Consider the following 24,583-nt stretch of genomic DNA (forward strand, 5'->3'; position numbering starts at 1 on the left):
CGCTCACACCGTGCAGTTAGTGAGCGACAGGGGCGTCGCTCGGAGCCGTTTCGGATTCGGGACGCTTCACGAAGAACGTGGCGACGATCGCGAAGAGCGAGATGATGCCGCCGGCCATGAACGCGAGGCGCACACCACCAGCAAGCGCTGTGGCCTCTGGCGCGCCTTCAGCGGCAAGGGCGACCGACTGCACCGTGAGGAGCGCGATGAACAGCGCGGTGCCTGCAGCGCCGGCAAGTTGCTGCACGGTGCTGATGGTGGCGCTGCCGTGCGAGTACAGGTGTGGCTTGAGCGTGCCCAGTGCCGAGGTGAAGAGCGGCGTGAACATGAAGGCGAGTCCGATGCTCATGGGTACGTGGATGGCGACGACCATGAACGGTGAGCTGGTTTCGGAGAGCAGCGTGAAGCTCCACAACGATGCGCTCACCAGTATCGAGCCCGGAATCATGAGGGGGCGCGGGCCGACTTTGTCGTAGAGGCGGCCAACGAAGGGGCTCAAGAACCCCATGACGAGGCTGCCGGGCAGTACGAGCAGTCCGCTCTGGATGGGTTCGAGCCCGAGAACGTTTTGCGTGAACATGGGCAGCAGGATGATGGTGCCGAAGAGGGCGGCCATCATGACCATCATGAGGCCGATTGCGACGGCAAAGCCGGGGGCAGCGAAAGTGCGCAGGTCGAGAAGAGCACTGTCTGTTTTCTGCAGCTTCAGCTGGCGGATGATGAACAACACGAGACTGATGGCGCCGGCGCTGATGGGGATGGCTGGGGCGATGAGAACAGAGTCTCCGGCGGCTGATTCTCCGAGGCTGGAGAGCCCGTAGATCAGGCCGGAGAAGGCGATGGCCGAGAGGATGACCGACAGCATGTCAATCGATACCTTGCGGGGGTCGGTGACGTTCTTTACCTTCGTGATGCCGAGCAGGAGAGCGGTGACAGAGATGGGGATCATGACGATGAAGACCCAGCGCCAGTCGAAGACGGCCAAGACGAGGCCAGCAACGGTTGGTCCGACGGCAGGGGCCATCGACATGACGATGGAAACGTTGCCCATGGTCTTGCCACGAGTTGCGGCAGGAACCAGAGTCATCACGGTTGTCATCAGCAGGGGGAGCATCATGGCGGTACCGGAGGCTTGAATCACCCGTCCCACAATCAGCACGGCAAAGGTGGGCGCCATAGCCCCCAGCAGAGTTCCGATGGTGAAGAGAGACATTGCGGTGATGAAGATGCCACGCGTCGTGAAGCGTTGGATGAGGAATCCGGTAATCGGAATCACCACGGCCATCGTGAGCATGAACGACGTCGACAACCACTGAGCGGTGCTCGGCTCGATGTTGAGGTCTTCCATGATGCGGGGGATCGCCACGACGAGCGAGGTTTCGTTGAGGAACACCACGAAGGTGGCAGCGAGCATCAGGCCGATGACCAAACGGTTGCGGCCGCTGTTATCGACCGGGCTGGCTGGCCCGTCATCGTTGGGGTCAAAAAGAGGGATGCTGCCGGTGATCGGCGCCGTGCTGGTCATAGAAATCCTGTCGTGTGTGAAGCGGTAGGACGAAGCAGCAGCCGGGATTGAAAAGGGTGCACAGATCTCGCGTCATCTTTATTGTCGCTTGGTGCAACGACATCCGGCACTGAAATAGTCCACATTGCCTTTCGCCTGAGGCGAACACGACACCGTGCCAAGCCGCTATCGTTGAGGCACAACTTGTGACACGGGGTGCCCTGCGGGGCTGAGAACACACCCGTCGAACCTGATCTAGTTAGAACTAGCGAAGGGATGTCGTGCATGTCGCGTACGCCACCAAACTTTTTGACCGCCACTCAAGATGCGCTCGAGGCGGTGAGATCGACGTCGCCTCTCGTGCAGTGCATCACCAATAGTGTGGTGGTGGGCTTCACTGCCAATGCGTTGCTTGCTGTGGGAGCAGCGCCGGCCATGGTGGATATCCCGGAAGAAGCCGGCATGTTCGCTGGCGTGGCATCCGGAGTGCTCATCAATCTCGGTACCTGTCGCGAAGAGCAGCGCGCTGCAGCCCTTGAAGCTGCACCGGCCGCCAATGCTGCCGGAACGCCCTGGGTGCTCGACCCGGTCGCCATAGGGGCTCTGCCGGTGCGCACACCACTCGCGTATCGCCTGCGTGACCTCGGGCCTTCCATCGTGCGGGGCAACGCCTCAGAGATTCTGGCGCTCGCCGAATTGGGCACGGGAGGTCGAGGCGTCGACAGCACGAGCAGTGTGGATGCCGCGCTCACCGCCTCCCAGATGCTCGCGCGGGTGACCGGCGGTGTCGTCGCGGTATCGGGTGCGACGGACATGGTGACCGATGGCGTGAGTGTCGTGAGGCTCTCTAACGGGCATCCGGTGCTGACCAAGGTGACGGGTGGTGGCTGTGCGCTTGGCGCGATCATGGCGGCGTTTGCGGCGGTGACTCCGGATGCGCTGACTGCTGCTGTTGCGGCGACGAGCGTGTACACGGTAGCGGCCGACCTTGCGGCGGAGCGTTCGGCACTGCCGGGAAGCTTTGCGGTAGCGCTGTTGGATGCCCTGAGCGAAGTCTCGGTGGACGATATTGCAGAACGGGGGGTCATCGCATGAGCGGCTTCCGAGAGAGTTTCGACCTTTCCACTTATTTAGTGACGGATTCGGCTCAGGCGAAAGCTGCCGGGCATGACCTCGTTGATCTCGTGTACGAGGCTGTGGCCGGGGGAGTGACGATCGTGCAGCTGCGCGAGAAGGACATGCCCGCCCGCGACTTCCTTGATCTGGTGCTTCGAGTGTCTACGGCGGTGGCGCTGAAGGTGCCCGTGCTCGTCAATGACCGAGTCGATGTCTATCTCGCTGCGCGCGAGATGGGTGCTCGGGTTGCTGGGGTGCATGTCGGGCAGGGCGATCTGCCCGCAGCGTCGGTGCGGGCGCTCGTAGGCCCGGGGGCGATTGTGGGTCTGAGCGCATCGACTGACGACCAACTGTACGACGCCAGTGTGGGGTCGGCGGGTGTCGACTATGTCGGCATCGGGGCCTTGCACCCCACGACGACAAAGAAGGACGCTCCGGATGCTCTCGGGCACGATCGCATGGCCGAGCTCATTGCGGCGAGTAAGCGACCGACCGTGGCGATCGGTGGGGTGGGGCCGGATGACCTCGCGCTGCTGCGTGCGGGCGGTGCAGACGGTGCTGCAGTGGTGTCTGCCATCTGTGGTGCGGCTGATCCGCGAGAGGCGGCTCGCGCGCTCGCCGCAGCGTGGGCTGGCGTACCAGCGGCCGAAGACGAAGGAGAAGACGCATGAGCGGGGCACGGAGCGGGCTACGGGACCAGACACGGAGCGAAAGCGGTAGCGGTCTGCGGGTTCCTCGCGTTCTGAGCATTGCTGGCAGCGATCCTTCGGGTGGTGCGGGTATCCAGGCCGATCTGAAGTCGATCGCGGCCAATGGTGGCTACGGGATGGCGGCCATCACGGCTCTGACGGCGCAGAACACGCAGGGGGTGCGCGGACTGCATGTGCCGCCCGCTGAGTTCTTGCGCGAGCAACTGGATGCGGTGAGCGACGATGTGGCAATCGATGCCGTGAAGATTGGCATGCTCGGCACCGTCGAGGTTGTCGGTGTCGTGCGGGCGTGGCTTGAGGCTGCGCGGCCTCCGTTGGTCGTGCTCGACCCGGTGATGGTCGCTACGAGTGGCGACCGACTGCTCGATGCCGAAGCCGAGCAGGCGCTGCGCGACCTGGTGCGGGTGTGTGACCTTGTCACGCCGAATATTCCTGAGCTCGCGATCATCGCCGCAGAACCCGCCGCTGAGACGTGGCCTGAGGTGCTGGAGCAGGCGGCGCGAGTCTCTGCCTCCTACGGGGTGCGCGTACTGGCCAAGGGCGGACACTTGAGCGGGGCCGAGGCTCCGGACGCGCTGGTGGATGCCCGTTCCGGGAATGCTGCTGTCGTGACCGAGTTTGCTGGCATCCGTATAGAGACCAGCAACACCCACGGAACTGGCTGTTCGCTGTCGAGTGCGCTCGCAACCCGGATTGCGGCCGGCGGTGAGTGGGCTGCTGCTGTGGGGGAGTCGAAGCGGTGGTTGAGCGAGAGCATCCGTGCCGGTGCGGCGTTGCAGGTGGGGAGCGGGCGTGGTCCGATTAGCCACTTTGCGGGGTCGTGGGAGCGCGGAGGCGTAGAGACGGCGCTGACCGCGGCTGAGGTGCGCGAGCAGTGGTGGGCAGAGATCGCCTCGGTGCGGGCTGAGATCGACGGAGGTGACTTTGTGCGGACGCTGGGGGATGGTTCTCTCGACCGGGGAGACTTCGTTTGGTACCTGGCTCAGGATGCGCTCTACCTGCGCGATTATGCGCGGGCGCTCGCCGAAGCTGCCCGGCTGGCACCCACGGCAGCGGAGCAAGCCTTCTGGGCCTCAAGTGCCGAGGGGTGCATCGTGACGGAGCTGCAGTTGCACGAGTCGTGGTCGGTGGCCGGTGAGCTGTTCTCGGCTTCGCCCAGTGCGATAACGACGGGGTACCTGAATCATCTGCTGGCGACGGCAGCCCGTGGTGACTACGCGGTCCTTGCCGCAGCCCTGTTGCCGTGCTTCTGGGTCTACCACGACGTCGGGTCGCGACTGCACCCGCTGGCGCACCCTGAGCACCCCTACGCCGACTGGCTGACCACGTATGCCGATGACGCGTTCACGGATGCCACAGAGCAGGCCATCACGATAGTGACGGCGCTCGCCGCAGACGCGACCCCTCCGGTTCGGGATGCAATGCTCACCGCTTTCGTGGCATCCACGGAGCATGAACGCGAGTTCTTCGCCGCCGCGCACGGCATCTCGTCTCACTGATTTGGCCGGAGTTGCCGTTTTGGCGCAAAACTGAACATCGGCGCTCAGATTTCGCGGTAAGCTATTCGAGTTGTCGCGGGCTGTAGCGCAGCTTGGTAGCGCACCTGACTGGGGGTCAGGGGGTCGCAGGTTCAAATCCTGTCAGCCCGACAATGTGCCCCGGATTTCTCACGAAGTCCGGGGCTTTTTCTATGCCCAAGCACCTTCGGATTGTGGCCTCGCGCTTAGTTCGAGCACGAAAATGGTTTATCCCAGACGCGGTCTGGCTAACATGAGACATCAGGTGAGCGAAGCTTACTATTGCCATGTTGGAGGCGGTCCAAGGTGAAAACGAAAATCAAGGTTGGGGATGTCTTTATCATTCCTGCTGGCGATGGTCGCGCAGGCGTGGGGCAAGTGGTGGGAGTGTATGGTAAGAGTGACTACTATTTCGCGATCTTTGACACCGTTGTCCCGCTGGAAGTTTCGGACGAGAGAGCAATAGAGGCGCTCAAATCGCCGTTGCTTTTCCTTGGGTTGTCGTTAGACGCCAAAATCTTTTTTGGAGATTGGCCCGTCGTAGCGCACGCGGAAGTGGACCCGTCGATCTTGCTTCCTGCATACAAAGTCTCTATGGGAACCATAGATAATATTCACGTAATTGACTACACAGGCACTCGGAGTCGTCCGGCCACTGAGGCCGAAGTTGACCTCTTGGAGTTCCGGTCGACCGTCTCTCCTGTGCGATTCGAGCGGGCTTTGCGAGCTTCTTTAGGTTTGGAACCGTGGTTAGAGCTGTTCGACAAGCTGAAGCCCAACGAGCTGACTACGACCGCGGCACTCTTCGACTGAATGGCTGCTGTGGTTGGCCCACAGGAATCGTCTCTTGCAGAATCACGATTGGACCAAGGTTTTAGAAAATGACCATTTTTGAACAGCCCCATCCTGCTTTTCTTTCGACGACTCGTGCCGGAATGTGTGCGCTGTGGGAACCGTCGCGTTTCACCCATGTGACTGACTTGGACGCGTGGGAGGATGCGTTCGATAACGACGAATCGATCATAAAGATGATCAAAGAGGGTGCTTTTGTTCCTCTGAACGTGGGCGGGGGCTCAACTTTTAAGATTGATGTTCGTTCCGGAGCGCTCACCGAAACGGAACAGCGGCTACGAGCCGTGACATCGGAGCCGTATCTGTTGAAGACCGAGGGACTGATACAGGTGGGGGCCCTAGAAGAAATTGGTTCCTACATGGGGGGTGCGACTGAAATTTCTGTGGGCAAGGGGAATTATTCGGTCACTGCCCACCTCATCGACTGGGACGCGGAGTTGGGCGCGAGAGATGCATCTGGGGAGGCTTCCCCGGATGCGCTGCCGGATTTCATTGTGCAACTTGCCCTGATCGAGCCCGGTAGTGCTCCTGTGTTCCGGACTGAAGTGCTCACCTTTCCGCTGCCGCCCCCGCCCGCGGTGAAGGAGATCGTTGTCGGGGATGTGTTTATCGTGCCTACCGGCGATGGTCGTGCGGGCGTCGGGCAAGTGGTGGGGCTATACGGTACGAGTTCTTACTATTTCGCGATCTTTGACGCTGTTTTGCCTCTCGAAGTTGCGGCCGAGAGAGCAATAGAGGCGCTTATGTCGCCGGTGCTTTTTCTCGCGCTGTCTTTGGACGCCAAAATCTATGTCGGGCACTGGACGGTAGTGACGCGGACGGCTGTGCATGCTGCGGTGCGTCTCCCCGCCTACAAAATAGGTGTTGGGGGTCCCCAAAACATGCACGTAGAGGACTACTCGGGGACTCGTCGGCGTTTAGCCACTCGCGCTGAAATCAACTTCCTGCAATACCGGAGCACAGTGGCGCCAGTCAGGTTGGAAATGGCTCTACGGGCGCATTTGGGATTGGCACCGTGGCATACAGAGTTTGATGAACTCAAGCCTGACTGGGTGATCACCACATCCGCGTTTTTCAGGTAAGCGAGCGTTGTGAGAGGAGACGTGAAATGAGCTTTGTGCGATTGGCTACCGTCGCGCCGGATCTTGTGGCGGAGATATCTCAGCTTGAGGCCTCGCAGCTAAGTGCTATATCGAGCGCTGTCGTGGCCTGGGTGCTCGGGCAGGCGGAGGTTGAGGACCCACGCCTCGCCGTAGCGCTCTCCGCGCTGAAGGAGCGGCGCGTGAGTGATCGAGTTCATGACGAACTCTGGCAGCTTGTAGAAGAACTGGACGAGTCGGCCTGGGATCTTCAGGAGTCAGAAGCGGGTGATGAAACCCTTGTAGGATACGCCCACGCGTTTGCCCGAGCGCGTGCAGCGAACGCACTCTGGTATGCCCTCTTTATCCCGGCATCCTCTGAAACGGTCGTTGACTGCATGTACGAAGCCCAGGCAGCCACGGACGACGTGAATAGTTTGCGTAACGTCGTTCGTCAAGCCTTGGCCAACACTTACCCAACACTTTGACTCGGTATTGCTCCGAAATCCTCAGTAATCGGCAGATGTATTTTCGCTCACGGGCGTATCGAAACCCTCATGTTTCCGGGGTTTCCGGCACTATTCGGTAGCAGGCAGACTCCACGATTCTGAGACAGGGGGTCGCAGGTTCAAATCCTGTCAGCCCGACAATATGGAAAAAGGACTGTCCATCTGGACGGTCCTTTTTTCGCATCCACAAGGCGAAGAGGTGAGTTCTTCTCCACATCACCGCTACGATTCCCTCATGTCAACTAACACGCCCGAGTGGTTCGGTTCAGCAGCGCGCAACACCGCGTATCAGCCGATCGTGCAAGTGTTCTTCATGCTCGTGTATTTGATCTGGTGGATCTTCGCTGCTCCCGTTGTCGGGACGCTCATTTTCGTCGTGGGGGTCGCCTATGCCGCGGTCGTTGTGTTTCTCTCAGTCCGCAACATCCGGCACGCCGCCAACTTTCCCAATGTGCCCACCGCTGAAGGTGCGCTTATCGGAAAGCGCATGGGAATCCTTTCGGGAATCTCTTATGGCACGCTGTGGATCGTAGCGATCGTGCTCGCGTTGCTCGGTGAGTGGCGTCTAGTGTTTCCCGCTGTGGCGCTCATCATCGGAGCCCATTTCTTCCCGTTAGCGTTCATCTTCCGACGTCGCATCGATTTTCTTCTCGCGCCAATCGCGGTCGTGTTCGCAGTGATCGGGTTTCTGGTTGCTGCGCGCCCAGAGATTTCGTGGGCCTTTGTATATGCGATCTCCGGAATCGGCGGTGCGGTCGCCACGGCGGCATACGCCGTGTACTTGCTCTTCACTTACCGCAACCTCTGTCGCGAAGCAGGCGTCGCGCGAGAGAAACTGAGTTGACGCTTGTGCGACTAAACACTGTTGCTCCAGACCTCACGGCGGAGATCTCCACGCTTGGCGACGTTTCGCTCCGTGATGTATCTCGTGCCGCCGCTACTTGGGTTCTGAGCCAGGTCGATATTGACGATGTTCGTCCCCGAGTAGCTAACGCTCTCTGGTTCGCCCTCGCAACCCCTGCATCGGCCGAAACGGTCGCTGAGTGTCTATACGAAGCCTAGGCAGCCACTGGCGACGTGGACGGTTCGCGAGCTGTCATCCTTCAGCCCAAGGGATGATCGCGGCACTGTTACCGGTGCCCGACCGCCCATCAGCGGGGAGGGTGCTTCTGCAAACAGAAGCAGCCGCGCCGTTGAGCGGGTTTTAGTCCTTGCGCTTGCTGGTGGCCTTGTCTTTCTTGTCGGCGCGCTTCTCTTTGAGAGACTTGCTGGCTACAGTCTTGCCGGATGATCTCTTGGGTGATTTATGTGTTGTCGCAAGCTACTGAAATACCCCGAACTCACGGATTGTGGGTTTGGCTAAGCTGGCGTCCCTGGCCGCGGCCTCACCCCGCATCCACGTTCTCGTTCACACCAAAGGCCTCATCGACTTCGCCGAGCTCGTCGAACTCATACTCCCACTCGTGCTCTCGGGCACCAGTTGCGGGGATTACACGCACGGCATCGGTAGGCAAGGACCGGGCGCGATTGTCGAGGAAGAAGGCGTTCTTGCGGGGGTCGAGGCCCGAGATGTCGCCCACGAACTGCCAGTTTTTTCTCCGTGCAAACGTGTGGGTGTACTCCAACCACTGCTGCAGTGTCGGCTCCGCGCCGCCATGATTCTGCCTGTAGTACACCCGCGTCGAAGCGAACTCGCTCGCGAGTCCGATGCCGGGGTTGGGCAAGTTGCCCTGAAGCGCGCACTGCGCGAGTTGACGGGCGGACAGCTTGACGGCGGACCACGGCTGCCGCTGCACGTCTAGGTGACGCTGCAACTGGCCTCTGGGGATGTTGGTCCCCGGGTAGACGCCACCGGTGCGCACAAAGTGACTGCTCGGCCGGTTGTAGTGTCGTTCGGCCGCGCGCCGGTTGCGCAGCTCTGGCTGCAGCGTCGTGGAATACGCCCTAATAAAACGGGTGAATGTCGGATAAACCGTGTGCGTGAATAGCGCAAAGCGGTTGAACATCGCCCACAGCACGGCGGCGTTGTCGGCGTTGTCAGCGCCGCCGGCCTCGTGCACCAGCAACTTGGCAGACCAGATGAGGTCGTCCGCCGAGAAGGGGTACGTGAAGGTGCCCCGCGGCGTCGTGCACTCGAGCGTGCCGAGTGTGATTCCCGCGAGGTTAGCGCTCGTCGACGCAGACCCAGCCGCTCCCGAGGAGGTCGTGCTCGACGCGGATCCCGCCCCTGCCCCGGCGACGCCTCCACCTGTGCCCCCGGCCGGCGAGCCTAGAGCCGCCCATGTGATGGGACCAACGACGCCGTCGGTACTCAGCCCTCGCGCCGCCTGGAACGCCTTGACCCTCGCCTGCGTTCCCGCGCCAAAGGTGCCGTCGCTGGCTGTAGCGAATCCCGCCGCCGAGAGGGCGATCTGAAGCTGCCGCACAGCACTGCCGCGAGCGCCGCGCCTCAATGTCGGGCGCACTGGTCCTGGCGTGGGCGGAGTGGGGGCCGAACGGGGTGCTGGCGACGGCCCCGAGGCTGTGGTGCCGAGCGTCGCGAGCAGGTAGGTCGTGGGGTCGAGCAATCCCACAGGTGCTGCCTGGCCGTGCGTCCACCGCTTGTTGCGCGTGGTTCCTCGGGTATACATCTCGAAGTGGAGCATGTGCCCGCCGCCGGGGTTTCGCCCGATGAGGCCGATGGTTTGCCCCGATGTCACGGTGTCTCCGACCTTGAGCCCGTGACGGGTGAGGGAGTCGGGCGAGACCTCTCCGTAGTTGATGACCACTTGTGGGTGTTCCACGAGCAGTGCCCACGTGGTCTTGGTTTGTCCGCAGCAGAACCCGTAGAACGCGACGATACGGCCGTCTTCACACGCCACAACCTCGTCGCCGATTTCGGCGTTGAGATCGACGGCGCAGTGCCTCCGCGTGAATGGACCCCGTGCGGGTCGACCTGCAGAGAAGCGGCGCCCCGCGTTTCTTCCCACGCCGGTTCCGTCGCTCGCCTTGTAGTTCACCTCGGTGGGCTGGGCGTGGGTGGAGCGCACGGGGAAGCGGGCGCCAGTAGAGGGGACCGGAGCGTGGGGCGCGCCGACCTGAGCTGGCGCAGGGGCAGATGCCTGATCCTCAAAGCTCGCTTCCCATTCATCCTCTTCGTCGACCTCGCACTCCTGTTCGGACTCGAAGTCGCCCTCGGCCTGCAGCGACTCGCTTGGCTCCCGCTGCCACTCGTCGCCTGCCTCACGTGCACCCTCGTCGAAGAACTCGCTTGTCACCCACTCGTCCTCGGAAGTCTCCCAACCGTCTTCTTCCGCGGTGACATCCCCACCCACCGGTTCAGCTATGGATGGCCCCTCGTCGTCGGCGAAGTCCTCCCAGGCGGAGGACGACTCCCACTCGCTCAGCGCGGCGCCGTCTGCATCGACGTCCGACACCTCCCCAAACGGCGACGCCGGGGCGGCGAAGTAATCTGCGGTCGACATGTCAGGCACCTGCGCGGGTGGCCGCGAGTTCTGGGCGTGGCACGCGCAGCGGCTGCGCGCTGGCGGTCACAGCAGTGCCGGTGGGACGCTCTTTGACTCGATCGCCTGTTGCTGACTGCCACAGGTTGATGAGGTCGTTCATGTCCTCGGTCAACTGCGACGCGGGTGAGTAGAGGGCCTCGGCCTGGACCGGATCGTCGAAGATTCCCAACTCAATGGCGCGGAGAACGCTCGACGAGAGTTCCGCCATCTCCAGCAATTCGCGGCTTCGGGTGGCGGACTTCATTCCCACCCGCTCTGCGATGGCCGTGAGACGCCCGTCTGGCGTACTCGCCTGGGCCTTGAGGTCCTTCACGATCGGCGAGTCTGAGCGCAATGTCAGGTCGAACCAGCTGAGCGCGGACACGTACGTGAACTCCTCGCGCGCCAGCGCGCCGCCCTGCCTGCGTTGATTCAGCATGTCGCGGATCGCACGGCACAGCAGCGCGACGTACGACGGATCCGTGGGGTTAACTCCTGCCGCGTTCTTGCGGTTCTCGAGTCCCATCCAGACCTGGCGCAACAACTCCGTCCACTTCTCGCGGAAGTCGAGGTTCACTCCGCTCCCGACTCCCTGTTTCCACGCGTCGGGGGTCGTGGCGCCGCCCCAGATGTTGGGGACCTGGTGCGGGAGGTCGAGCCCGAACATCCGCCAGTAGGCGTTGCGGCGGTTCACGCGGGCGTAGGGCCGCATCTCGCTGATCACGCCGCCGATGGAAAACAGTGGCGGATCCCTGAAGAACAGTTCCTCCGTGCTGCGCAACCACTTCACACTCTCGGGCGACAGCGAGCCGAGGGTCTCGCCGAGCACCATTCTGCGCACCACCTCCGAGAAGATCTCCATGACGCCGGTGCTCTCGACAAGGTAGGCGTAGATCAACTGGTGCCAGATCAGCCCGCCCGATCCGGGGGAAGCCTCAAGCGGCCCGCGCACGCGCGACCAGTTGTCGGGATTAGTGACGCTGATTCCGGATGGATCGATCAGCCCCCCTGCAGCCTGCGTTGGCAGATTGAGGTCCTCGATGATCTGGCTCGCGCCGAGCAGGGGAGCGGCGTTCGGGGGAGTGACGCCAGGAAGGGGCGGCACGAGGGCGCCCGCGGCCCAGGCCTCGTCGAGCCATCGACTGAGCTGGACCGGGTGCACGAGAAAAACGGATGTGGCGGGCTTGCCCTGCGCTACAAACGTGTTCGCTAGATTGAGGAACATGGCTTCTCTCCTAGTTCTTGGGTGATTTCGGCGATTTGGGGGAGTTCGAACGGGCACCGACAGCGGGTTCGGGCAGATGTGCCGAACTCTTCGTCGGGTGCGCAGAGGCAGCGATCATGCGGCCAGCGGAGTCGTACACCACCGCGAGTACCACTGCGGATCCGGATGATTGACTTGGCACCTCAACGGTGCCCGCGTCGGACAATTCGCCCGCATCGTAGTAGTCGATCTCGCCAGATTTTGTGCGCAGCGTAAGCTCCACCGTCTCACCGCGGCGTGCACGCGGAGAGACTTCGATGACGAGCGTTCTGCCGTGCAGCGTCGACGGCACAAAGCCGCTGAACGTGGACTTGCCGCCTCGCCCGGTTCTCCCCAGCAGACCAGTAATCATCCCGTACCGAAATGCCGTGTCCGACTGAACTACCTCCTCGCGCGTTGGCCCGGAGTCGCGAGGCGCGGACAACGGCCCGCCGGCGAAGCGTGCAATGGCCCTGTCGAACATCTCCTCGAATTGACGCTCGTCCCACCCGGTCGATGCGGGTGCGGTGGACTCGTTAGTGGTCATGAGGGTTTTCCTTTCCTAGGCAACAAGTGTTGAAGGTGGCGAAGTGACGCTGGTGCGCGCTCCAGTGGCGTCGATAGCATCGGCACCCACCTGGGTAACCCAACTGCGGAGAACCGCGCGATGTTCGGCGGCCTCGTGCGGCTCTTCAAGGGACCGCGCAGAGAGCAAACCAAGGATGCGCAGCGGTTCGCGCCGGCGCAGGTAGGTGGACGTCAAGAGCGACGGTCCCGCCTGAGTAGCCAGCGCGGCGAGCGCGCTAGGGCTGACGCGCATCGGGTCGATCAGGTGGGTGACGGTCGCGCCCTGAAACGCCTTCATCGGCCTACGGGTGCAGACCTCCACGATGCGCTCCATCATCCCTGAGCTGATTGTCATGAATTCGCCGGCCTGTCCCGCGCTCTCGACGTCGTGTCGCTCCTGCCACGCCTGACCTAGGTCGTCCCAAGGACCGGCGCCAAACCAACTGCGGCACATAGCGACGTTGAATGCCACGCGCGCCGCGGGGAATGGGTGGGGGTCGCCCGGTCGGATGTGGAAGACCTCGCGAGTGCTGCCGTCCACCACGTTGGCGAGTGCCGCGACTGACGACCAGCCACTCTGCGCCCAGGCGTGGACGTCAGCCGCGATCTCGCTCGACCACGACGCCCACATCAGCGCGACGTTGCGGGACGCTGGGGACAGCTCGCGCTCGAGCGCCTCGGCCAGCTCGGCCTTCCACCCGATTTGGTGAGATACCTGGTGTCCTGTCTCGTGGAACAGGGCCGTAGGGTGCGACAAATTGTGCCGGGTGAGTTTGATGGCCGCGGCCGGTGAGGGGTGCGCGTGGTCCCACAATTGGACATCGGCCCGCAGCACGCTCGCTCCCTTGCCGATCGCGGCGTAGACGAGTGCCGGGATGGGCTCGTGCCCGAGCGGGAGCAGAGCCGCAGCCATGGAGTCGGTCGCGAGCGTGTCGTAGCCGCGCAGCAACGATCCCATTGTGGGATTGGATCGCGAGTTGATCGCGGTGCTGTAGAAGTCGAGGATCGTCTCCGCGCGCAGGTAACGCGATCGCAGCCGGAGTAGGCGGCGCCTCACCTCGTGTGGTTCGCCGCCGGCATCGTGCCAGCGCATGAGGTCGGCTCCCTCTGAACGCAGTTCCGCGACCATGGCGTGCATGCGGTCTCTCAACTTGCGGCTCAGATAACTTTCGAGCGATCGCCAGCCCTCGGGAGAAGCCGCTGTGTCCAGATCATAGAGAGCGTCGATGGCGAGCGACCAGTGGGCGATTTCTGCGGCGAGCTGGCGCTTTGTTGCTGCACTAGGCACGGTGGTACCCCGCTTTGATCGATAACGTGGGCTCCGCGGGCGACGCGGCGATCAGCGCCGCCTTGTCGGCGAAGCGGAACGTCACCATGAGCGTCACTCCGGAGGCCGCGTCCTTGGCGGCGGCACTGAGCGTCGAGGCCATCCCCGGGAGCTGTTTCGAGAAGGCTGTCATCGCCCCAGTAACCAGAACTCCCGCCAATTTCTTGGTGGATCCTTCGGGCATCATGATCTGGCGGCGTTTGGTCATGTGGACGAGCCGCGCCGCGAGCGCGTCGGTCAGAGTCTCGCCGAACACCGACCTCGCGACCTTCACCACCTCGGTGAGTTGACGTGCGTCGAGCATGCGCGCCATGCGATGGGCGTTTCCTTCGCCCACGCGCAGCAGGAGGCGGATCTCAGGTCGTGGCGACGAGAGGTCGAGTCGAACCGAGAACGGGGAACGCTTGCGCAGTCGCTTGCCCGCAACTTTGATCCGGAAAACCCTGCGCGGCGACCCGCGCCCGCGGGCGTTGCTGCCGAGGCGCCGGTTGCGAGCCAGCATCCCGGCGACTTCCTCGGAAAACTCGTCGAACTCGTCGGCGGTCGAGGCTTCACCGTCTGACTCGTACTCTGTGAGGTGGCCCACCTCACCACCTGGCAGGAACTCATACAGTTCCAGTTCGCCCTCAGCGGGCCACTCCTCGACCCCTGCCTCGAGCATCCGCGACTCCAGGGTCTCTCCGTTGGTGAATCGCACCGACTGCGCGAGCGACTTATGCACCCGAAGCGGGATCACCCGACTGAACTTCTTGTAGCGAAACACTGGCGCGGTTGCCCGTGGCATCGACACCCACACTCCGCCCTCAGCCGACGGGTCCACGAACTCAGGGCGCAGGAGCGCAGCGGGTATGTGTTGCGCGGCCGCCTCCGCGAAAGCGGCCTGCACCTCACCCTCTAGCAGCCGGTCGTCGTCAAGGACAGACTCGTCGAGGGTCGCGACATGGGCCACGGCCGCCTCAGCTGCCGCGACGAGGGCGGATGTTCCGAGCGTGGGGTCGTTGGCGGCAGACTCGGCTTCGAAGCCGATGAGTTTCAACCCCGAATCCGCGATGTAGCGCGAAAGGAGTTTTGCGGCCTGCGACCCGACCAGCGGAGCCATGACGACGGAGAGAGCCTTGGCGACCACGCCGACCACCCGCTTACGGCCCACGATCTTGACGCCGATCTTGAGGAGCGGCATAACGGCGGGCAAGAACTGCTCCATCTCTGCCAGCGGCGTCTGACCGCTCTCCATTTCTGCGAGCTGATGCGCGAGGCGGTCGCGGGCTCGGTCGAGCGTTGCGACGTCAGCCTCATAGGCGTCGCCACCGGGTGCACCCTCATATTCGGATTCGTGTTCAAAGTCGCCCTCGGTGTTGAACGCTGGGGCGAAGAGTTCGCCCGCGACGTCGAGGTCGAACGCCTCGGCCTCGGTGAGCTCGCTGACCTCAGTCTTGATCCCCAACCTCTTGGCCACACGGACCGCGACGGCACGCAATGGTGGTGGCAGTTTGCCGAGCACGCGGCGCAAGACACGCTTGAGTAGCGGGCGCACCGCCTTTTTGATGGCGGCGAAGATGCGCTTGAGCGGGTTCAAATTGCCGATGAACTTCACGCCCTTCTTGATGGCCTTCTTGGCGAAACTCACCACCTTCTTGAACTTGCGCCGCAGGGCCTTGAAAAAGAGTTCTTGAGAGTCGAGCGGATTGCCAGCGTTGTCCTCGTATTCGGCGGCACCGAACAACTCGTTTTCGAGCTCAAGCTCTGAAAACCATTCGAGTGACTGTCCGTCGTGTTCGCGCTCCAGCTCATCGATCATGTATTCCGCCTCGGAGACGATGGACTCCATCCACTGCTCCACGTCGCTCTGCGCAAGTGCAGAGCCACCCTCGGCCTCGCGCCACCCAGACATTGCGTTGAGATGGCGCCGCGCGGCCTCATTCACCAGACTGTCGACGGCAGCCGAGAACTGTTCATCCTCCATCTCGCTCGCGAGATCTTCGAGTGCCTGACCCTCCCACTCCTCCTCGGTGAGCGTCGCGAAACTCTCCGCGAACGGTGAGGTCATAGGGGATTCCGGCTGCAGGGGCTCGGTGCCTGCCTCGAGGAGCTGATTCGGCTCAACTAGCGGTGTAAATGCGGGTGGGTAGGACTCGCTCGTCATGCCGTACGTGCCGTGAACCGTTTCCATCATTGCTCCCAACGACCGCTGAAGTGGACTGTTGCGAGACCCACGATGAACCCTGCAGTGTTACCGCTGCGTGATGGCAGCGTCACCGTTGCGACATTTCTTGACGACGCAGCCACCGCTCCACTTGGGTGGCTGCTTCCGGAACGGTGGTGGCGTAGAAGACTGCGTCGGCGTAATCGCCCACGGTAGTGATTTTCACCCGCAGTGCCCGCTCCGGGCCTCCCTCGAGCCACACCGCAATGAAGAGCATGGCGTCGTGTGGTTGTGCCTCATCCATAGCGTCGATGGTGATCGCGGGACCATCACCGCGTCATCACCGTTGCATCTCCGCGCTCGACAGCGCTCGGTGACAGTGCGGTGACGCAATCGACGCAAACTAGGACAAACAGTCATAAAGTGGAGGTCCAGCCGCGAGTGGTGGGCACGCGATTGATGACCCGTGGAGGGGCCGACGATGACCGTGGAGAGTGGGACATGGGCGCGCTAAGTGGGACGCACCTCACGTTGTTAAATGGGTTCGCTGTAACCCAGGACGGGAGGCCACGCCCGATTCCGGCCAGTGCGACGCGGCTCGTCGCCTACCTTGGACTGCAGCATCAGCCGGTGCCACGATCGCGTGCCGCGGGTGTGCTCTGGCCCAATTCGTCTCAGGATCACGCATTCGCCTGCTTGAGATCTACGCTGTGGCGACTGCGCAAGGTGCTCCCCGAACTCATCCAGGGCGAGGCCGAGATGCTATGGATCGGGGCTGAGGTGGAGGCCGACGTCGACCTCGTCATTCGTGTTGCCGACACACTCGCGTCTGGTCACGACCCCGACGAAGGCGTGGTGGTGCCGCTGGGCTGGTTTGCGCACGAGCTCCTGCCCGACTGGGACGACGACTGGGTGTACATCGAGCGTGAACATTTTCGGATGACGGCGCTGCACGCTCTCGAGCAGATGTCCGCGTCGTACCGTCGCAAGGGTCAGTTTGCGCAGGCGATCGAGTCTGCACTTGCCGCGATCGCGGTGGAGCCGATGCGCGAGAGCCCACGCAGAGCGCTCGTCGCCGCATTCCTCGCCGAGGGCAATATCTCCGACGCGTTGGCCCACGTCAAGCACTACACAGCGATTCTGGATACCGAACTCGGGGTCGCCCCTTCCGCGCAACTTACGGGGCTGGTGGCAAACCTAGGCCTTGCTAGGGCATCAGCGCGACGGTAGGACGCACGCCGACCGACGCTCCTTTTCTCCGCAACGATCCTCGGAAAGCTTCGAGCCGCGTGCCTGCGAATAGGAAACGTGCTCGATGCACTGACTTGGTTTGGTCGACGTGCTTCAGGGGCGGCTACCCAGAACGTGTGAAGACCAGTCTCTCTTTGAAGACTTCTCCCAGGCCAGGACCAATCCCAGCCGAGTTTCAGAGCCGGTTCACGGAGCATCCGTCTCTTCAGTTCGCGGGTGTCACCCCACCGACCTCTACCGCCAGTTCTGCGCGCCGTTCAACCTACGTTTTCAACTGGTAGTTCAGATTCATTCGCCGCTGAGTGCGGACATGGAGCGCGACGCGTCGGCTGCGGTATCGGTGCACAACCGCCCATCAGCGGGTCGGGCGCTTCCGTTCGAAGAAGCACCCGCGCCGCTGACCAAGTTCTAGTCCTTGCGCTTGCCGGCGGCCTTGTCTTTCTTGTCAGCGCGCTTCTCTTTGAGAGACTTGCTGGCTACAGTCTTGCCGGATGATTTCTTGGGTGATTTATCGGCCATGACGTTGTCCTCCTGTGAGCCGAGTGGCTCGTGCCCCGAGCGTACCCGCTAACGCTCGTGACGGGCGAGTCGGCGTAGGCCTTCGTCAATACTCACGGCGGGCGACCAGTCGAGCGCCTCGCGGATGTCGCGCTGATCGAACCAGTGCGCTGTCGACAGCTGCTCGGCTAGGAAGCGCGTCATGGGCGGCTCGTCCGCACCGGGGCGCACTGCCCACACTCGTTCGACGAGAGAGCCAGCGGTGCGTCCAACGGCGGCCGGGACACTCCAGCGCGGAGGCTGAACTCCCGACGCGAGGCAGATGCCCGCCAGGATGTCGGCAACGGGACGCGGTTCGCCGTTGGTCAGAACGTAGGCCTTGCCGTGGGCGACGTCGGCGCGGTGCAGGGCGGCGACGATTCCGGATGCGGCGTTGTCGACGTAGGTCGTATCGATGAGGGCGGTGCCGCCATTGAGTAGCGGCAAGCGTCCACGGCGAGCTCGGTCGACGATGCGGCCAACGAGCTGGGTGTCACCAGGACCCCAGACGAGGTGCGGCCGGATGGCAACCACGCGCATCCAGTCGCTGTCGCTGGCGAGAGCGAGCAGTTCGGCTTGTGCCTTTGTTCGCGCGTATTCGCTGCGCGCGTGTTCGGGTGACGCAGGCTCGGCGCCGACGCCGGCCAGCGCGGAGCCGGAGTGCGCCACCGAGGGCGACGACACTTGCACGAAGCGAGAAACGCCCGCCGCTTCGGCCGCGGCGAGCACGAGTTGAGTTCCTCCGACGTTGACGGTGTGAAACGCGTGCGGGTCACCGGCGAGCGATACCTTAGCGGCAAGGTGGATGACGCCTTCGACGCCTTCCATCGCAGTCGCGACGTCATCCGCATCGGTAATCGAACCGAGGAAGTCGGTGACGCCGTCGACGCCAGACGGCCGACGTTGCAGCGTGCGCACGTCGTGCCCCGCGGCGGCAGCCTCAGCGGCAACCGCGCGACCGAGAAATCCGGATGCCCCGGTGACGAGCACGATCATGGTGCTGTCGGCTTTCCGCCAGCCAGCAGTCGCTCGGCCCACTCAGACAACCGTGTGCGGTCGATTTTGGAGTTGTGGCGGATGTCCGTCGGAAGCTGCGGCACAGCAAGCACGGCCACGAGCGGAAGGGTTGTGCTCGCGCGAATGGCCGCCGTCAGTTCGGGGTCGGCGAGCCCAGGCTTCCGGGTCGGCGAGATAGTTTCCACTACCGCGACTGCTTGGCGCAGCTTGTGCGGGCCGACGCCCACAACAGCAGCACGGCGCACGGCGGTGACGCCCTCGACATCCTGCTCGGCGCCGACCGGTGCGATCGGGCCCGTTGCTGTCACGATCACGTGAGGAAGGCGGCCTTCGACCCAGAGGCGGCCGAGCTCATCGAGGTGGCCCACGTCTCCGGTGCGGTGCCAGCGAGCGGAGGGCGCGTCGGGCGCGGTCGTCGTGTTCGCAGGCTCCGCAGCGTTCGCGGCATCCGTGTCAGCTGCAACGTCAATGGTGGCGGCTGCATCGTCCACCGCAGTCTCGCGCGCAGCGGCGCGATCGGTGAGCCACAGGCGATCGTAGTGATCCTTGAGGTGCGGCGCCGAGACGATGATCTCGCCAAGAACCCCGGGCTCAGTGCTCGGTGTTCCGGTCGCGGCGCCGTCGGAGTCGAGCGCGCTGATGCGAATGAGGTTCTCGCCGATCGGCGTTCCCACGCACACGCCAGTATGCGCACCACCGGCGGCATCACGGATGCCGTCGAGCGTGATGTCCGTCACCAAGAGGCATTCGGTCATGCCGTAGGGAGAGTGCGGTGTTGCGTTCGGCATGATGGTGGCTGCCGAGGCGAGCAGTTCTGCGCCGATCGGTGCCCCAGTAGAGAGGAAGGTGCGCACGCGCTCGAGTTCGCTGCGGTCGTGTGCGGTGAGATCTCCCGCGGTTGCCACGACATTGAGGATCGAGGCGGGGGAGAGGAACACCATGCTGCCGCCGGATGCTTCCACCGCGGCCGCGACAGCGCGGGCGGTGAGAGTGCGGGGAGACGAGACATCCATTGCAGGCGTCACTGATCGCGTGCCGAGTGCCGGACCCAGCAGGGCGAATGGGGCGAACCCGGTCACGAGTCCGGTGTCGGCTGTCACTTCGAAGTGGCGCGCCAGTACGTCCCGCAGAGCAGAAAGCTGGCCGTGGCGGTAAACGACACCCTTGGCCGGGCCGGTTGAGCCCGACGTGAAGAGGATCGCAGCGTCATCCTCAGCCCGCGGTTCGGCAGGGAGGGGAGTGTCGGCGCCGAGCGTGATGAGGTCGCGCAGGCTGTACGAAACTCCGAGCGTTGCGGCGGACACCTTGGGAAGTCGCGCGGTGGAGATGCGCACTCCGGGCCAACCGAGCGTGCGGGCGGCGGTGAGGCCGGGCGCTTCGCCGATGATGAAGTCGGGCCATGACCCGCGCACGGCACGGGTGAGTCCCTTGACGCCGAGGCCGGCATCCGCGACGACGATGATGGCGCCGATGCGCAGGCAGGCGTAGACCACGGCAGTGAGCGTGGGCCCGGGCGGTACGAGCAACGAGACCCGCTGACCCTTCGTCACACCGATCGCGGTGAGGCCGGCGGCGATCTGACTCACGCGGTCCGAGAGCTGTCGCCAGCTGACCTGTTGAGGACCGCGTTGTCCGCGCGTCGACATGTCGATCACGGCGGTGGTGGTGTCATCGGCGCGTTCATCGAGGTTGCGCCAGAGCGGCACGAAGCTCGAATCGTCTGAATCGGTGGATGCGGAGGCGGATGCTGCAGCGAACGCTTCCCGCGGCGACGGCGAGGCCGAGCCCGGGTTCGCGAGACTCGCGGCATTGTCTCCGAGCCAAGTCAGCACCGAGTCGGCGTACGGAACGTCTTCGGCAACGAGATGGCCGGCACCCTCAAAGCGGTGAACGTTTGCGTGCGGAAGTCGCTCGATGAGGTCGTCGAGGTAGTAGTCGCTGAAGATCGGATCGCGCGGACCCCACAGCATGAGCGCCGGCAGGTCGAGCTTGGCAACGGCGGTCGCGATGCGGTCGAGTTCGCTGTAGCTTTCGTGATCAGCATTCACGGGAATGTCGGCAACGAAGCCGCCGATTCCGCCACGTCGTGCTGCCGTACGGTACGGCGCGCGGTACGCATCCTTCACCGCCGGGTCGAGCGAATCGGTCGTGAGTGCGAGCGTGGTCTCTAAGAACGCGGTGGTGCGCACGGTGGATGCCGCCAGCATTCCACGGGCGCGCGCCAGCCGCAGCGGCGCGGGGATTGGCTTGCCGGCTTCGTGATGCACGGCGGTGTTCAACAGCATGACGCCCGAGAGCTGGGCCGGGTGATCGACTGCCCAACCGAGCGAAACGACGCCGCCCCAGTCGTGACCAAGCGAGAAGACGGGGCCCCCGAGAGACAGTGCGTCGGTGAACGCGGAGAGATCGGCGACGCGCTGCGCGAGCGGACGATGGATGCCGGTGCGCTCCGAGAATCCCATGTCGAGCTGGTCGACGGCGATGACGCGCCACGCGGGCGCCGCCGCCCCAGATCCGTCGCCAGCCGCAGCCGCAACCCCAGCTTCTGCATCCTGCACCGATTGCGTCAGTAGTTCGCGCCAATAGTACGACCAGGTCGGGTTGCCGTGGACGGCCAGGATGGTGCCGGCAATGGGCACGCCGAGGCGAGCCAACTCGTCGCCGGTGTCGAGGTAGTGCCAGTCGCGGGTGAGTCCCGCATCCACACCGCTACCTGGCACGGAGGTAACTCGGCTGAAGCGCGGGTCGAGCCCGGGCAGGTCGTGCGGCGGGCGGGAAGCGGCTTCAGTCACCATGCGAGCTCCATCATTGCGGTATTGAGTCCGGAGCCCACACCCATCAGGAGAACGCGGTCGCCCTTTTTGAGCGACCCTTGCGCTTCATCAAGCGTGATGGGAATCGACGCGGGGCCGACGTTGCCGTACTGCGGGAAGGTGGTGGGCACGCGATCGCGGTCGAGCTTTGCGGCCTTCACGATCGCGTTGGTGTGCACCGACGACACCTGGTGGGTGACGTACAGATCCATCGCTGACCAGTCCCATTCGGTGGATGCTTCTTTCCACGCCGAAACGACCAGGTCGAGGCCACCTTTGAGCAGTGCTTTCGCGTCGGTGAACATACCGTCGACGCTGCCGACACAGAGTTCGTGGAACTGGGTCGCCGCGCGCGTGACCCCGCCGAGAATCGGATGCCCGGCCGGGTGTTCGTCGGTGCGTCCGAGTACGGCAGCAGCAGCTCCCGAGCCGAGCGTGAGCGACGCGAATTCGCTCATGAAGCCGTCACGATCGGAATCCTGCTTCAACAGGCGGTCGATGGTGTTGGTCTGGATGTCGTCGGCGTCTTCGCCATTGACGATGATCGCGTAGCGAATCTGGCCCGACTCGATCATGTTCGCGGCAAGGTTCATCCCGCTGACAAAACCGAGACACGCGTTCGCGACGTCGAAGTTGATGGCCGAGCTGGGCAGACCAAGGCCATGGTGCAGGCGCACCGCCACCGAAGGCTCAAGGTGCTTTCGGCTGACCGAAGTGTTAATGAGGAGGCCGACTTCAGAGGCATCCACTCCGGCTTCAGCTAGCGCGCGTTGACCCGCGGCGACGGTGGCATCATCGGATGTTTCGCCGGGCGCCCAATTGCGACGCTCGAGCACGCCGGCCACCCGTTGCAGGAGTCTGCTGGGCAGCGCGAGGCGCGAAAACGCCGGGGCGAGGCGCGCCTCAAGGTCTTCCGATGTGGTTACCCGGCTGGGTAGTGTGCTCGCGACCGACAACAGGGAAACATTGTTGAAGCGCGTGTTGGCATTTCCGGCCACGGAACCTCCGTCGAGCGAGCCCCGCGGGCTCAGTAAGCAAGAGGCCTAGTTTACGCCAGTTGGCTGAGCCTTGCCTTCTGGTAGCGCGAGCGGCGTTCGCGCGTGTCGCGAGCTAGAACGCGTTCTGCAGCTCGCAGACAATGTCTGCCTCGATTGGGGTGCCGTCTTCGAAGGCTCCGGCAAAGCGCACTTCGACGATGTCGCGGCTGCCGTCTGCCGTTCGCGCGCTGATCTCCGTCAACGTCGAGATGGTGCCGTTGGTGTTGTTGCCGACTCCGGCGGCCGCCTCTTGATCGCGGAACCGGAAGCTTTCCTCGTCGAGCGCGATGTAGTTCATCAGCATGTCTTCGTGAGTGTCGACGTTGTCGATGCCAATGATCGTGACGATGTCGCCGTCATTGAGATCTCCGACGTCTTCGGTGCCGAACCCGCGGGTGATCTCGCAGTCCCCGGTGAAGTCCGGAAACTCGATGCCATTGATGCGGAGTGTGGCGTTACCGACATCGTCGGTACTGAGGCCGCCGGTAGCGGGCTCCTCTGTCGTTTCCTCGTCACCCACGGTCTCGTCCGTTGTCGTAGTTTCTTCTGACGTCGCAGAGTCTGCGGGCTCGGCGGCGGGGGAGCACGCAGCGAGCGTTGCGGTGACGGCGACAACAATCGCCGCGACCCGCGCTGTGCGCACCCAAGAAAGAGGAGACGGCATGAGGGACGAGTGCGCAGTTGTCATGAGATCAAGGTTCCTCGCCGGCAGAGTGGTTGTGCAATACGTCTTTCGGCGTAGCCGCGCGAGTAGGGTGTTTGAGCATGGGACTCAGCGATTCTGACGCGCAAGCGGTCTTGCGAGTTGCCAGTCGGCTCACGCAGCATCCGCCCCTCGAATTTGCGGATGTGCTCGAGGCTGTGCGCGAAGTCATCGACTGCGACAGCGCATCCTTCAATGACATGGTGCTCGCCACCCGCGACTTTCGGTACGTGATGTCGCCCGCCAGCGAGGTTGCCAAAGCGACCCGGCTCAAGCCCGAGTACGACAAGTACTTTCACCAGCATCCGCTGAACGCCGCCGCGAACTCCGCGCGCGGGCTCGGCGCTATCCGCTTCTGCGATGTTGCGGGCGGCGCGGATGTCACCGAAACCGACCTCTACCGCCACTTCTACGAACCGTTCGGTGTGCGCTTTCAGCTGGTGACGCAGTTGCCGTCGCCACCGGATGTCGTGGTCGCCTATGCACTGAACCGTAGCGAGCAGAGGGGGGAGTTCAGCGATCGAGACGTTGCCGTCATGAACGCCCTGAGCGGTCATCTCGCGATGCACCACCGTTCGTCGCTTGACGCGGAGCGTTCCCGCCTCGTGGATGCGGAGATGGACCGCTACGCCTGGGCGGTCGTTTCGGTGCGTTCGGATGGCGTGGTGGAGGCGTCGTCATCGACGGTGTTGGATGCCGGAGCCCGGGTTCCGGACAGCCTCGCGTCGATCATTGCCGACACCGCGCGAGCGCCCGGCAACGATTCTCGTCACGATGTGATCATCGGCACGCACCGGTGGCAGTGCATCGTGCATCCGGTGCGGCTGGGACCCACGGTGCTGCTGTTGCGCCGGCAGCAGGATGTCGCAGCCGACACGAACGCGCTCTTGGTGGCGGGCCTCACCCGTCGTCAGACCGAAGTGCTGCTCACCCTCGCGCGCACCGGAGGTTCGAACAACGAGCTCGCGCGCGAACTAGGCATGTCGGAGTCGACCGTGAAGAAGCACCTCGAAGGGGTGTTTCGGGTGCTTCAGGTGTCGAGTCGTGCTGCGGCGGTGCTGCGGTTGCGCGAGATGACAGCGCGAAAGTTGGGCGCTTCGTAGGTCTAAGCTGCTGGCCCTAGCCGTGTCGGCGCGCTCTATGAGTACGCGCGGATCGCGTGATGGCAGCGAT

The 24,583-nt window shown here is 63.5% G+C and carries 21 protein-coding genes, 1 tRNA gene and 1 riboswitch; of the genes, 11 read left to right on the top strand and 11 right to left on the bottom strand.

Annotated features, from left to right (window positions below; genetic code table 11):
* Nucleotides 1–16 precede the first annotated feature (16 nt).
* Complete coding sequence (locus I6E81_RS00100; RefSeq protein ID WP_197105411.1) at nucleotides 17–1,525, bottom strand: MDR family MFS transporter; 1,509 nt, start codon at nucleotides 1,523–1,525, stop codon at nucleotides 17–19.
* 181 nt (nucleotides 1,526–1,706) lie between these two features.
* A riboswitch (TPP riboswitch) is annotated at nucleotides 1,707–1,798 on the top strand.
* On the opposite strand from I6E81_RS00100, the gene thiM reads away from it, so the two are divergent.
* From thiM to I6E81_RS00145, 9 genes are all read left to right on the top strand, one after another.
* Nucleotides 1,790–2,599, top strand: a complete 810-nt coding sequence (gene thiM / locus I6E81_RS00105; protein ID WP_197105412.1) for a hydroxyethylthiazole kinase — start codon at nucleotides 1,790–1,792, stop codon at nucleotides 2,597–2,599. (Overlaps the previous riboswitch by 9 nt.)
* Nucleotides 2,596–3,291 (top strand): thiamine phosphate synthase, encoded by a 696-nt coding sequence (gene thiE, locus I6E81_RS00110; RefSeq protein WP_197105413.1) that lies wholly within the window; start codon nucleotides 2,596–2,598, stop codon nucleotides 3,289–3,291. Before thiM ends, thiE begins: the two co-directional genes overlap by 4 nt.
* On the top strand, nucleotides 3,288–4,829 hold the full coding sequence (locus I6E81_RS00115) for a bifunctional hydroxymethylpyrimidine kinase/phosphomethylpyrimidine kinase (protein WP_197105414.1): 1,542 nt from the start codon (nucleotides 3,288–3,290) through the stop codon (nucleotides 4,827–4,829). The genes thiE and I6E81_RS00115 overlap by 4 nt, the downstream gene beginning before the upstream one ends.
* A gap of 76 nt (nucleotides 4,830–4,905) precedes the next feature.
* Nucleotides 4,906–4,979, top strand: a tRNA-Pro gene (locus I6E81_RS00120).
* Nucleotides 4,980–5,153: 174 nt separating this feature from the next.
* Entirely contained in the window at nucleotides 5,154–5,660 is a 507-nt protein-coding gene (locus tag I6E81_RS00125) for an Imm26 family immunity protein (RefSeq protein ID WP_197105415.1), read from the top strand.
* Between the two features lie 68 nt (nucleotides 5,661–5,728).
* A complete protein-coding gene (locus I6E81_RS00130; protein ID WP_197105416.1) occupies nucleotides 5,729–6,781 on the top strand; it encodes a hypothetical protein in 1,053 nt (350 codons plus the stop codon).
* Nucleotides 6,782–6,807: 26 nt separating this feature from the next.
* Entirely contained in the window at nucleotides 6,808–7,266 is a 459-nt protein-coding gene (locus I6E81_RS00135; protein ID WP_197105417.1) for a hypothetical protein, read from the top strand.
* Between the two features lie 256 nt (nucleotides 7,267–7,522).
* Nucleotides 7,523–8,131 carry a hypothetical protein gene (locus I6E81_RS00140; protein WP_197105418.1) on the top strand — a complete coding sequence of 203 codons (609 nt, stop codon included), beginning with the start codon at nucleotides 7,523–7,525 and terminating at the stop codon, nucleotides 8,129–8,131.
* A 5-nt stretch (nucleotides 8,132–8,136) separates the two neighbouring features.
* Nucleotides 8,137–8,349, top strand: a complete 213-nt coding sequence (locus I6E81_RS00145) for a hypothetical protein (protein WP_197105419.1) — start codon at nucleotides 8,137–8,139, stop codon at nucleotides 8,347–8,349.
* 323 nt (nucleotides 8,350–8,672) lie between these two features.
* Here the strand turns inward: I6E81_RS00145 and I6E81_RS00150 are convergent, their stop codons facing one another.
* The 6 genes from I6E81_RS00150 to I6E81_RS00175 form a co-directional block, all read right to left on the bottom strand.
* Nucleotides 8,673–10,751, bottom strand: coding sequence for a peptidoglycan-binding protein (locus I6E81_RS00150; RefSeq protein ID WP_197105420.1), 2,079 nt, complete (start codon nucleotides 10,749–10,751; stop codon nucleotides 8,673–8,675).
* A gap of 1 nt (nucleotide 10,752) precedes the next feature.
* On the bottom strand, nucleotides 10,753–11,997 hold the full coding sequence (locus I6E81_RS00155) for a hypothetical protein (RefSeq protein WP_197105421.1): 1,245 nt from the start codon (nucleotides 11,995–11,997) through the stop codon (nucleotides 10,753–10,755).
* Nucleotides 11,998–12,007: 10 nt separating this feature from the next.
* Nucleotides 12,008–12,562, bottom strand: coding sequence for a hypothetical protein (locus I6E81_RS00160; protein ID WP_197105422.1), 555 nt, complete (start codon nucleotides 12,560–12,562; stop codon nucleotides 12,008–12,010).
* Between the two features lie 15 nt (nucleotides 12,563–12,577).
* Nucleotides 12,578–13,870: a hypothetical protein gene (locus I6E81_RS00165; RefSeq protein ID WP_197105423.1), complete on the bottom strand. Its 1,293-nt coding sequence runs from the start codon at nucleotides 13,868–13,870 to the stop codon at nucleotides 12,578–12,580.
* Nucleotides 13,863–15,956 carry a hypothetical protein gene (locus I6E81_RS00170; RefSeq protein WP_197105424.1) on the bottom strand — a complete coding sequence of 698 codons (2,094 nt, stop codon included), beginning with the start codon at nucleotides 15,954–15,956 and terminating at the stop codon, nucleotides 13,863–13,865. Before I6E81_RS00170 ends, I6E81_RS00165 begins: the two co-directional genes overlap by 8 nt.
* Nucleotides 15,957–16,161: 205 nt before the next feature.
* Complete coding sequence (locus I6E81_RS00175; protein WP_197105425.1) at nucleotides 16,162–16,356, bottom strand: hypothetical protein; 195 nt, start codon at nucleotides 16,354–16,356, stop codon at nucleotides 16,162–16,164.
* A gap of 326 nt (nucleotides 16,357–16,682) precedes the next feature.
* Between I6E81_RS00175 and I6E81_RS14450 the strand changes: the two genes are divergently transcribed.
* A complete protein-coding gene (locus tag I6E81_RS14450) occupies nucleotides 16,683–17,282 on the top strand; it encodes a BTAD domain-containing putative transcriptional regulator (protein WP_197105426.1) in 600 nt (199 codons plus the stop codon).
* Between the two features lie 588 nt (nucleotides 17,283–17,870).
* Here the strand turns inward: I6E81_RS14450 and I6E81_RS00185 are convergent.
* From I6E81_RS00185 to I6E81_RS00200, 4 genes are all read right to left on the bottom strand, one after another.
* The gene (locus I6E81_RS00185; protein ID WP_197107093.1) at nucleotides 17,871–18,836 is read right to left on the bottom strand and encodes an NAD(P)-dependent oxidoreductase; all 966 of its coding nucleotides are present in this window, start codon (nucleotides 18,834–18,836) and stop codon (nucleotides 17,871–17,873) included.
* Nucleotides 18,833–21,652, bottom strand: coding sequence for an alpha/beta fold hydrolase (locus I6E81_RS00190; protein ID WP_197105427.1), 2,820 nt, complete (start codon nucleotides 21,650–21,652; stop codon nucleotides 18,833–18,835). Before I6E81_RS00190 ends, I6E81_RS00185 begins: the two co-directional genes overlap by 4 nt.
* Nucleotides 21,646–22,668 carry a 3-oxoacyl-ACP synthase III gene (locus I6E81_RS00195; protein ID WP_197105428.1) on the bottom strand — a complete coding sequence of 341 codons (1,023 nt, stop codon included), beginning with the start codon at nucleotides 22,666–22,668 and terminating at the stop codon, nucleotides 21,646–21,648. The genes I6E81_RS00190 and I6E81_RS00195 overlap by 7 nt, the downstream gene beginning before the upstream one ends.
* 112 nt (nucleotides 22,669–22,780) lie before the next feature.
* Nucleotides 22,781–23,395 (bottom strand): hypothetical protein, encoded by a 615-nt coding sequence (locus tag I6E81_RS00200; RefSeq protein ID WP_197105429.1) that lies wholly within the window; start codon nucleotides 23,393–23,395, stop codon nucleotides 22,781–22,783.
* Nucleotides 23,396–23,472: 77 nt separating this feature from the next.
* Here I6E81_RS00200 and I6E81_RS00205 point away from each other — a divergent pair, with 77 nt between their 5' ends.
* Entirely contained in the window at nucleotides 23,473–24,513 is a 1,041-nt protein-coding gene (locus tag I6E81_RS00205) for a LuxR C-terminal-related transcriptional regulator (protein ID WP_197105430.1), read from the top strand.
* The last annotated feature ends 70 nt before the right edge of the window (nucleotides 24,514–24,583 follow it).

The sequence above is a fragment of the Salinibacterium sp. NG22 genome (genome assembly GCF_015864925.1).
In the GTDB taxonomy this organism is placed as follows: Bacteria; Actinomycetota; Actinomycetes; order Actinomycetales; family Microbacteriaceae; genus Rhodoglobus.

What these genes read in the sequence shown, in the direction of transcription:
- I6E81_RS00100 (WP_197105411.1), bottom strand. Translation starts at nt 1,525, where the DNA reads ATGACCAGCACGGCGCCGATCACCGGCAGCATCCCTCTTTTTGACCCC.
- thiM (WP_197105412.1), top strand. Translation starts at nt 1,790, where the DNA reads ATGTCGCGTACGCCACCAAACTTTTTGACCGCCACTCAAGATGCGCTC.
- thiE (WP_197105413.1), top strand. Translation starts at nt 2,596, where the DNA reads ATGAGCGGCTTCCGAGAGAGTTTCGACCTTTCCACTTATTTAGTGACG.
- I6E81_RS00115 (WP_197105414.1), top strand. Translation starts at nt 3,288, where the DNA reads ATGAGCGGGGCACGGAGCGGGCTACGGGACCAGACACGGAGCGAAAGC.
- I6E81_RS00130 (WP_197105416.1), top strand. Translation starts at nt 5,729, where the DNA reads ATGACCATTTTTGAACAGCCCCATCCTGCTTTTCTTTCGACGACTCGT.
- I6E81_RS00135 (WP_197105417.1), top strand. Translation starts at nt 6,808, where the DNA reads ATGAGCTTTGTGCGATTGGCTACCGTCGCGCCGGATCTTGTGGCGGAG.
- I6E81_RS00140 (WP_197105418.1), top strand. Translation starts at nt 7,523, where the DNA reads ATGTCAACTAACACGCCCGAGTGGTTCGGTTCAGCAGCGCGCAACACC.
- I6E81_RS00150 (WP_197105420.1), bottom strand. Translation starts at nt 10,751, where the DNA reads ATGTCGACCGCAGATTACTTCGCCGCCCCGGCGTCGCCGTTTGGGGAG.
- I6E81_RS00155 (WP_197105421.1), bottom strand. Translation starts at nt 11,997, where the DNA reads ATGTTCCTCAATCTAGCGAACACGTTTGTAGCGCAGGGCAAGCCCGCC.
- I6E81_RS00160 (WP_197105422.1), bottom strand. Translation starts at nt 12,562, where the DNA reads ATGACCACTAACGAGTCCACCGCACCCGCATCGACCGGGTGGGACGAG.
- I6E81_RS00170 (WP_197105424.1), bottom strand. Translation starts at nt 15,956, where the DNA reads ATGACCTCACCGTTCGCGGAGAGTTTCGCGACGCTCACCGAGGAGGAG.
- I6E81_RS00175 (WP_197105425.1), bottom strand. Translation starts at nt 16,356, where the DNA reads ATGGATGAGGCACAACCACACGACGCCATGCTCTTCATTGCGGTGTGG.
- I6E81_RS00185 (WP_197107093.1), bottom strand. Translation starts at nt 18,836, where the DNA reads ATGATCGTGCTCGTCACCGGGGCATCCGGATTTCTCGGTCGCGCGGTT.
- I6E81_RS00190 (WP_197105427.1), bottom strand. Translation starts at nt 21,652, where the DNA reads ATGGTGACTGAAGCCGCTTCCCGCCCGCCGCACGACCTGCCCGGGCTC.
- I6E81_RS00200 (WP_197105429.1), bottom strand. Translation starts at nt 23,395, where the DNA reads ATGACAACTGCGCACTCGTCCCTCATGCCGTCTCCTCTTTCTTGGGTG.
- I6E81_RS00205 (WP_197105430.1), top strand. Translation starts at nt 23,473, where the DNA reads ATGGGACTCAGCGATTCTGACGCGCAAGCGGTCTTGCGAGTTGCCAGT.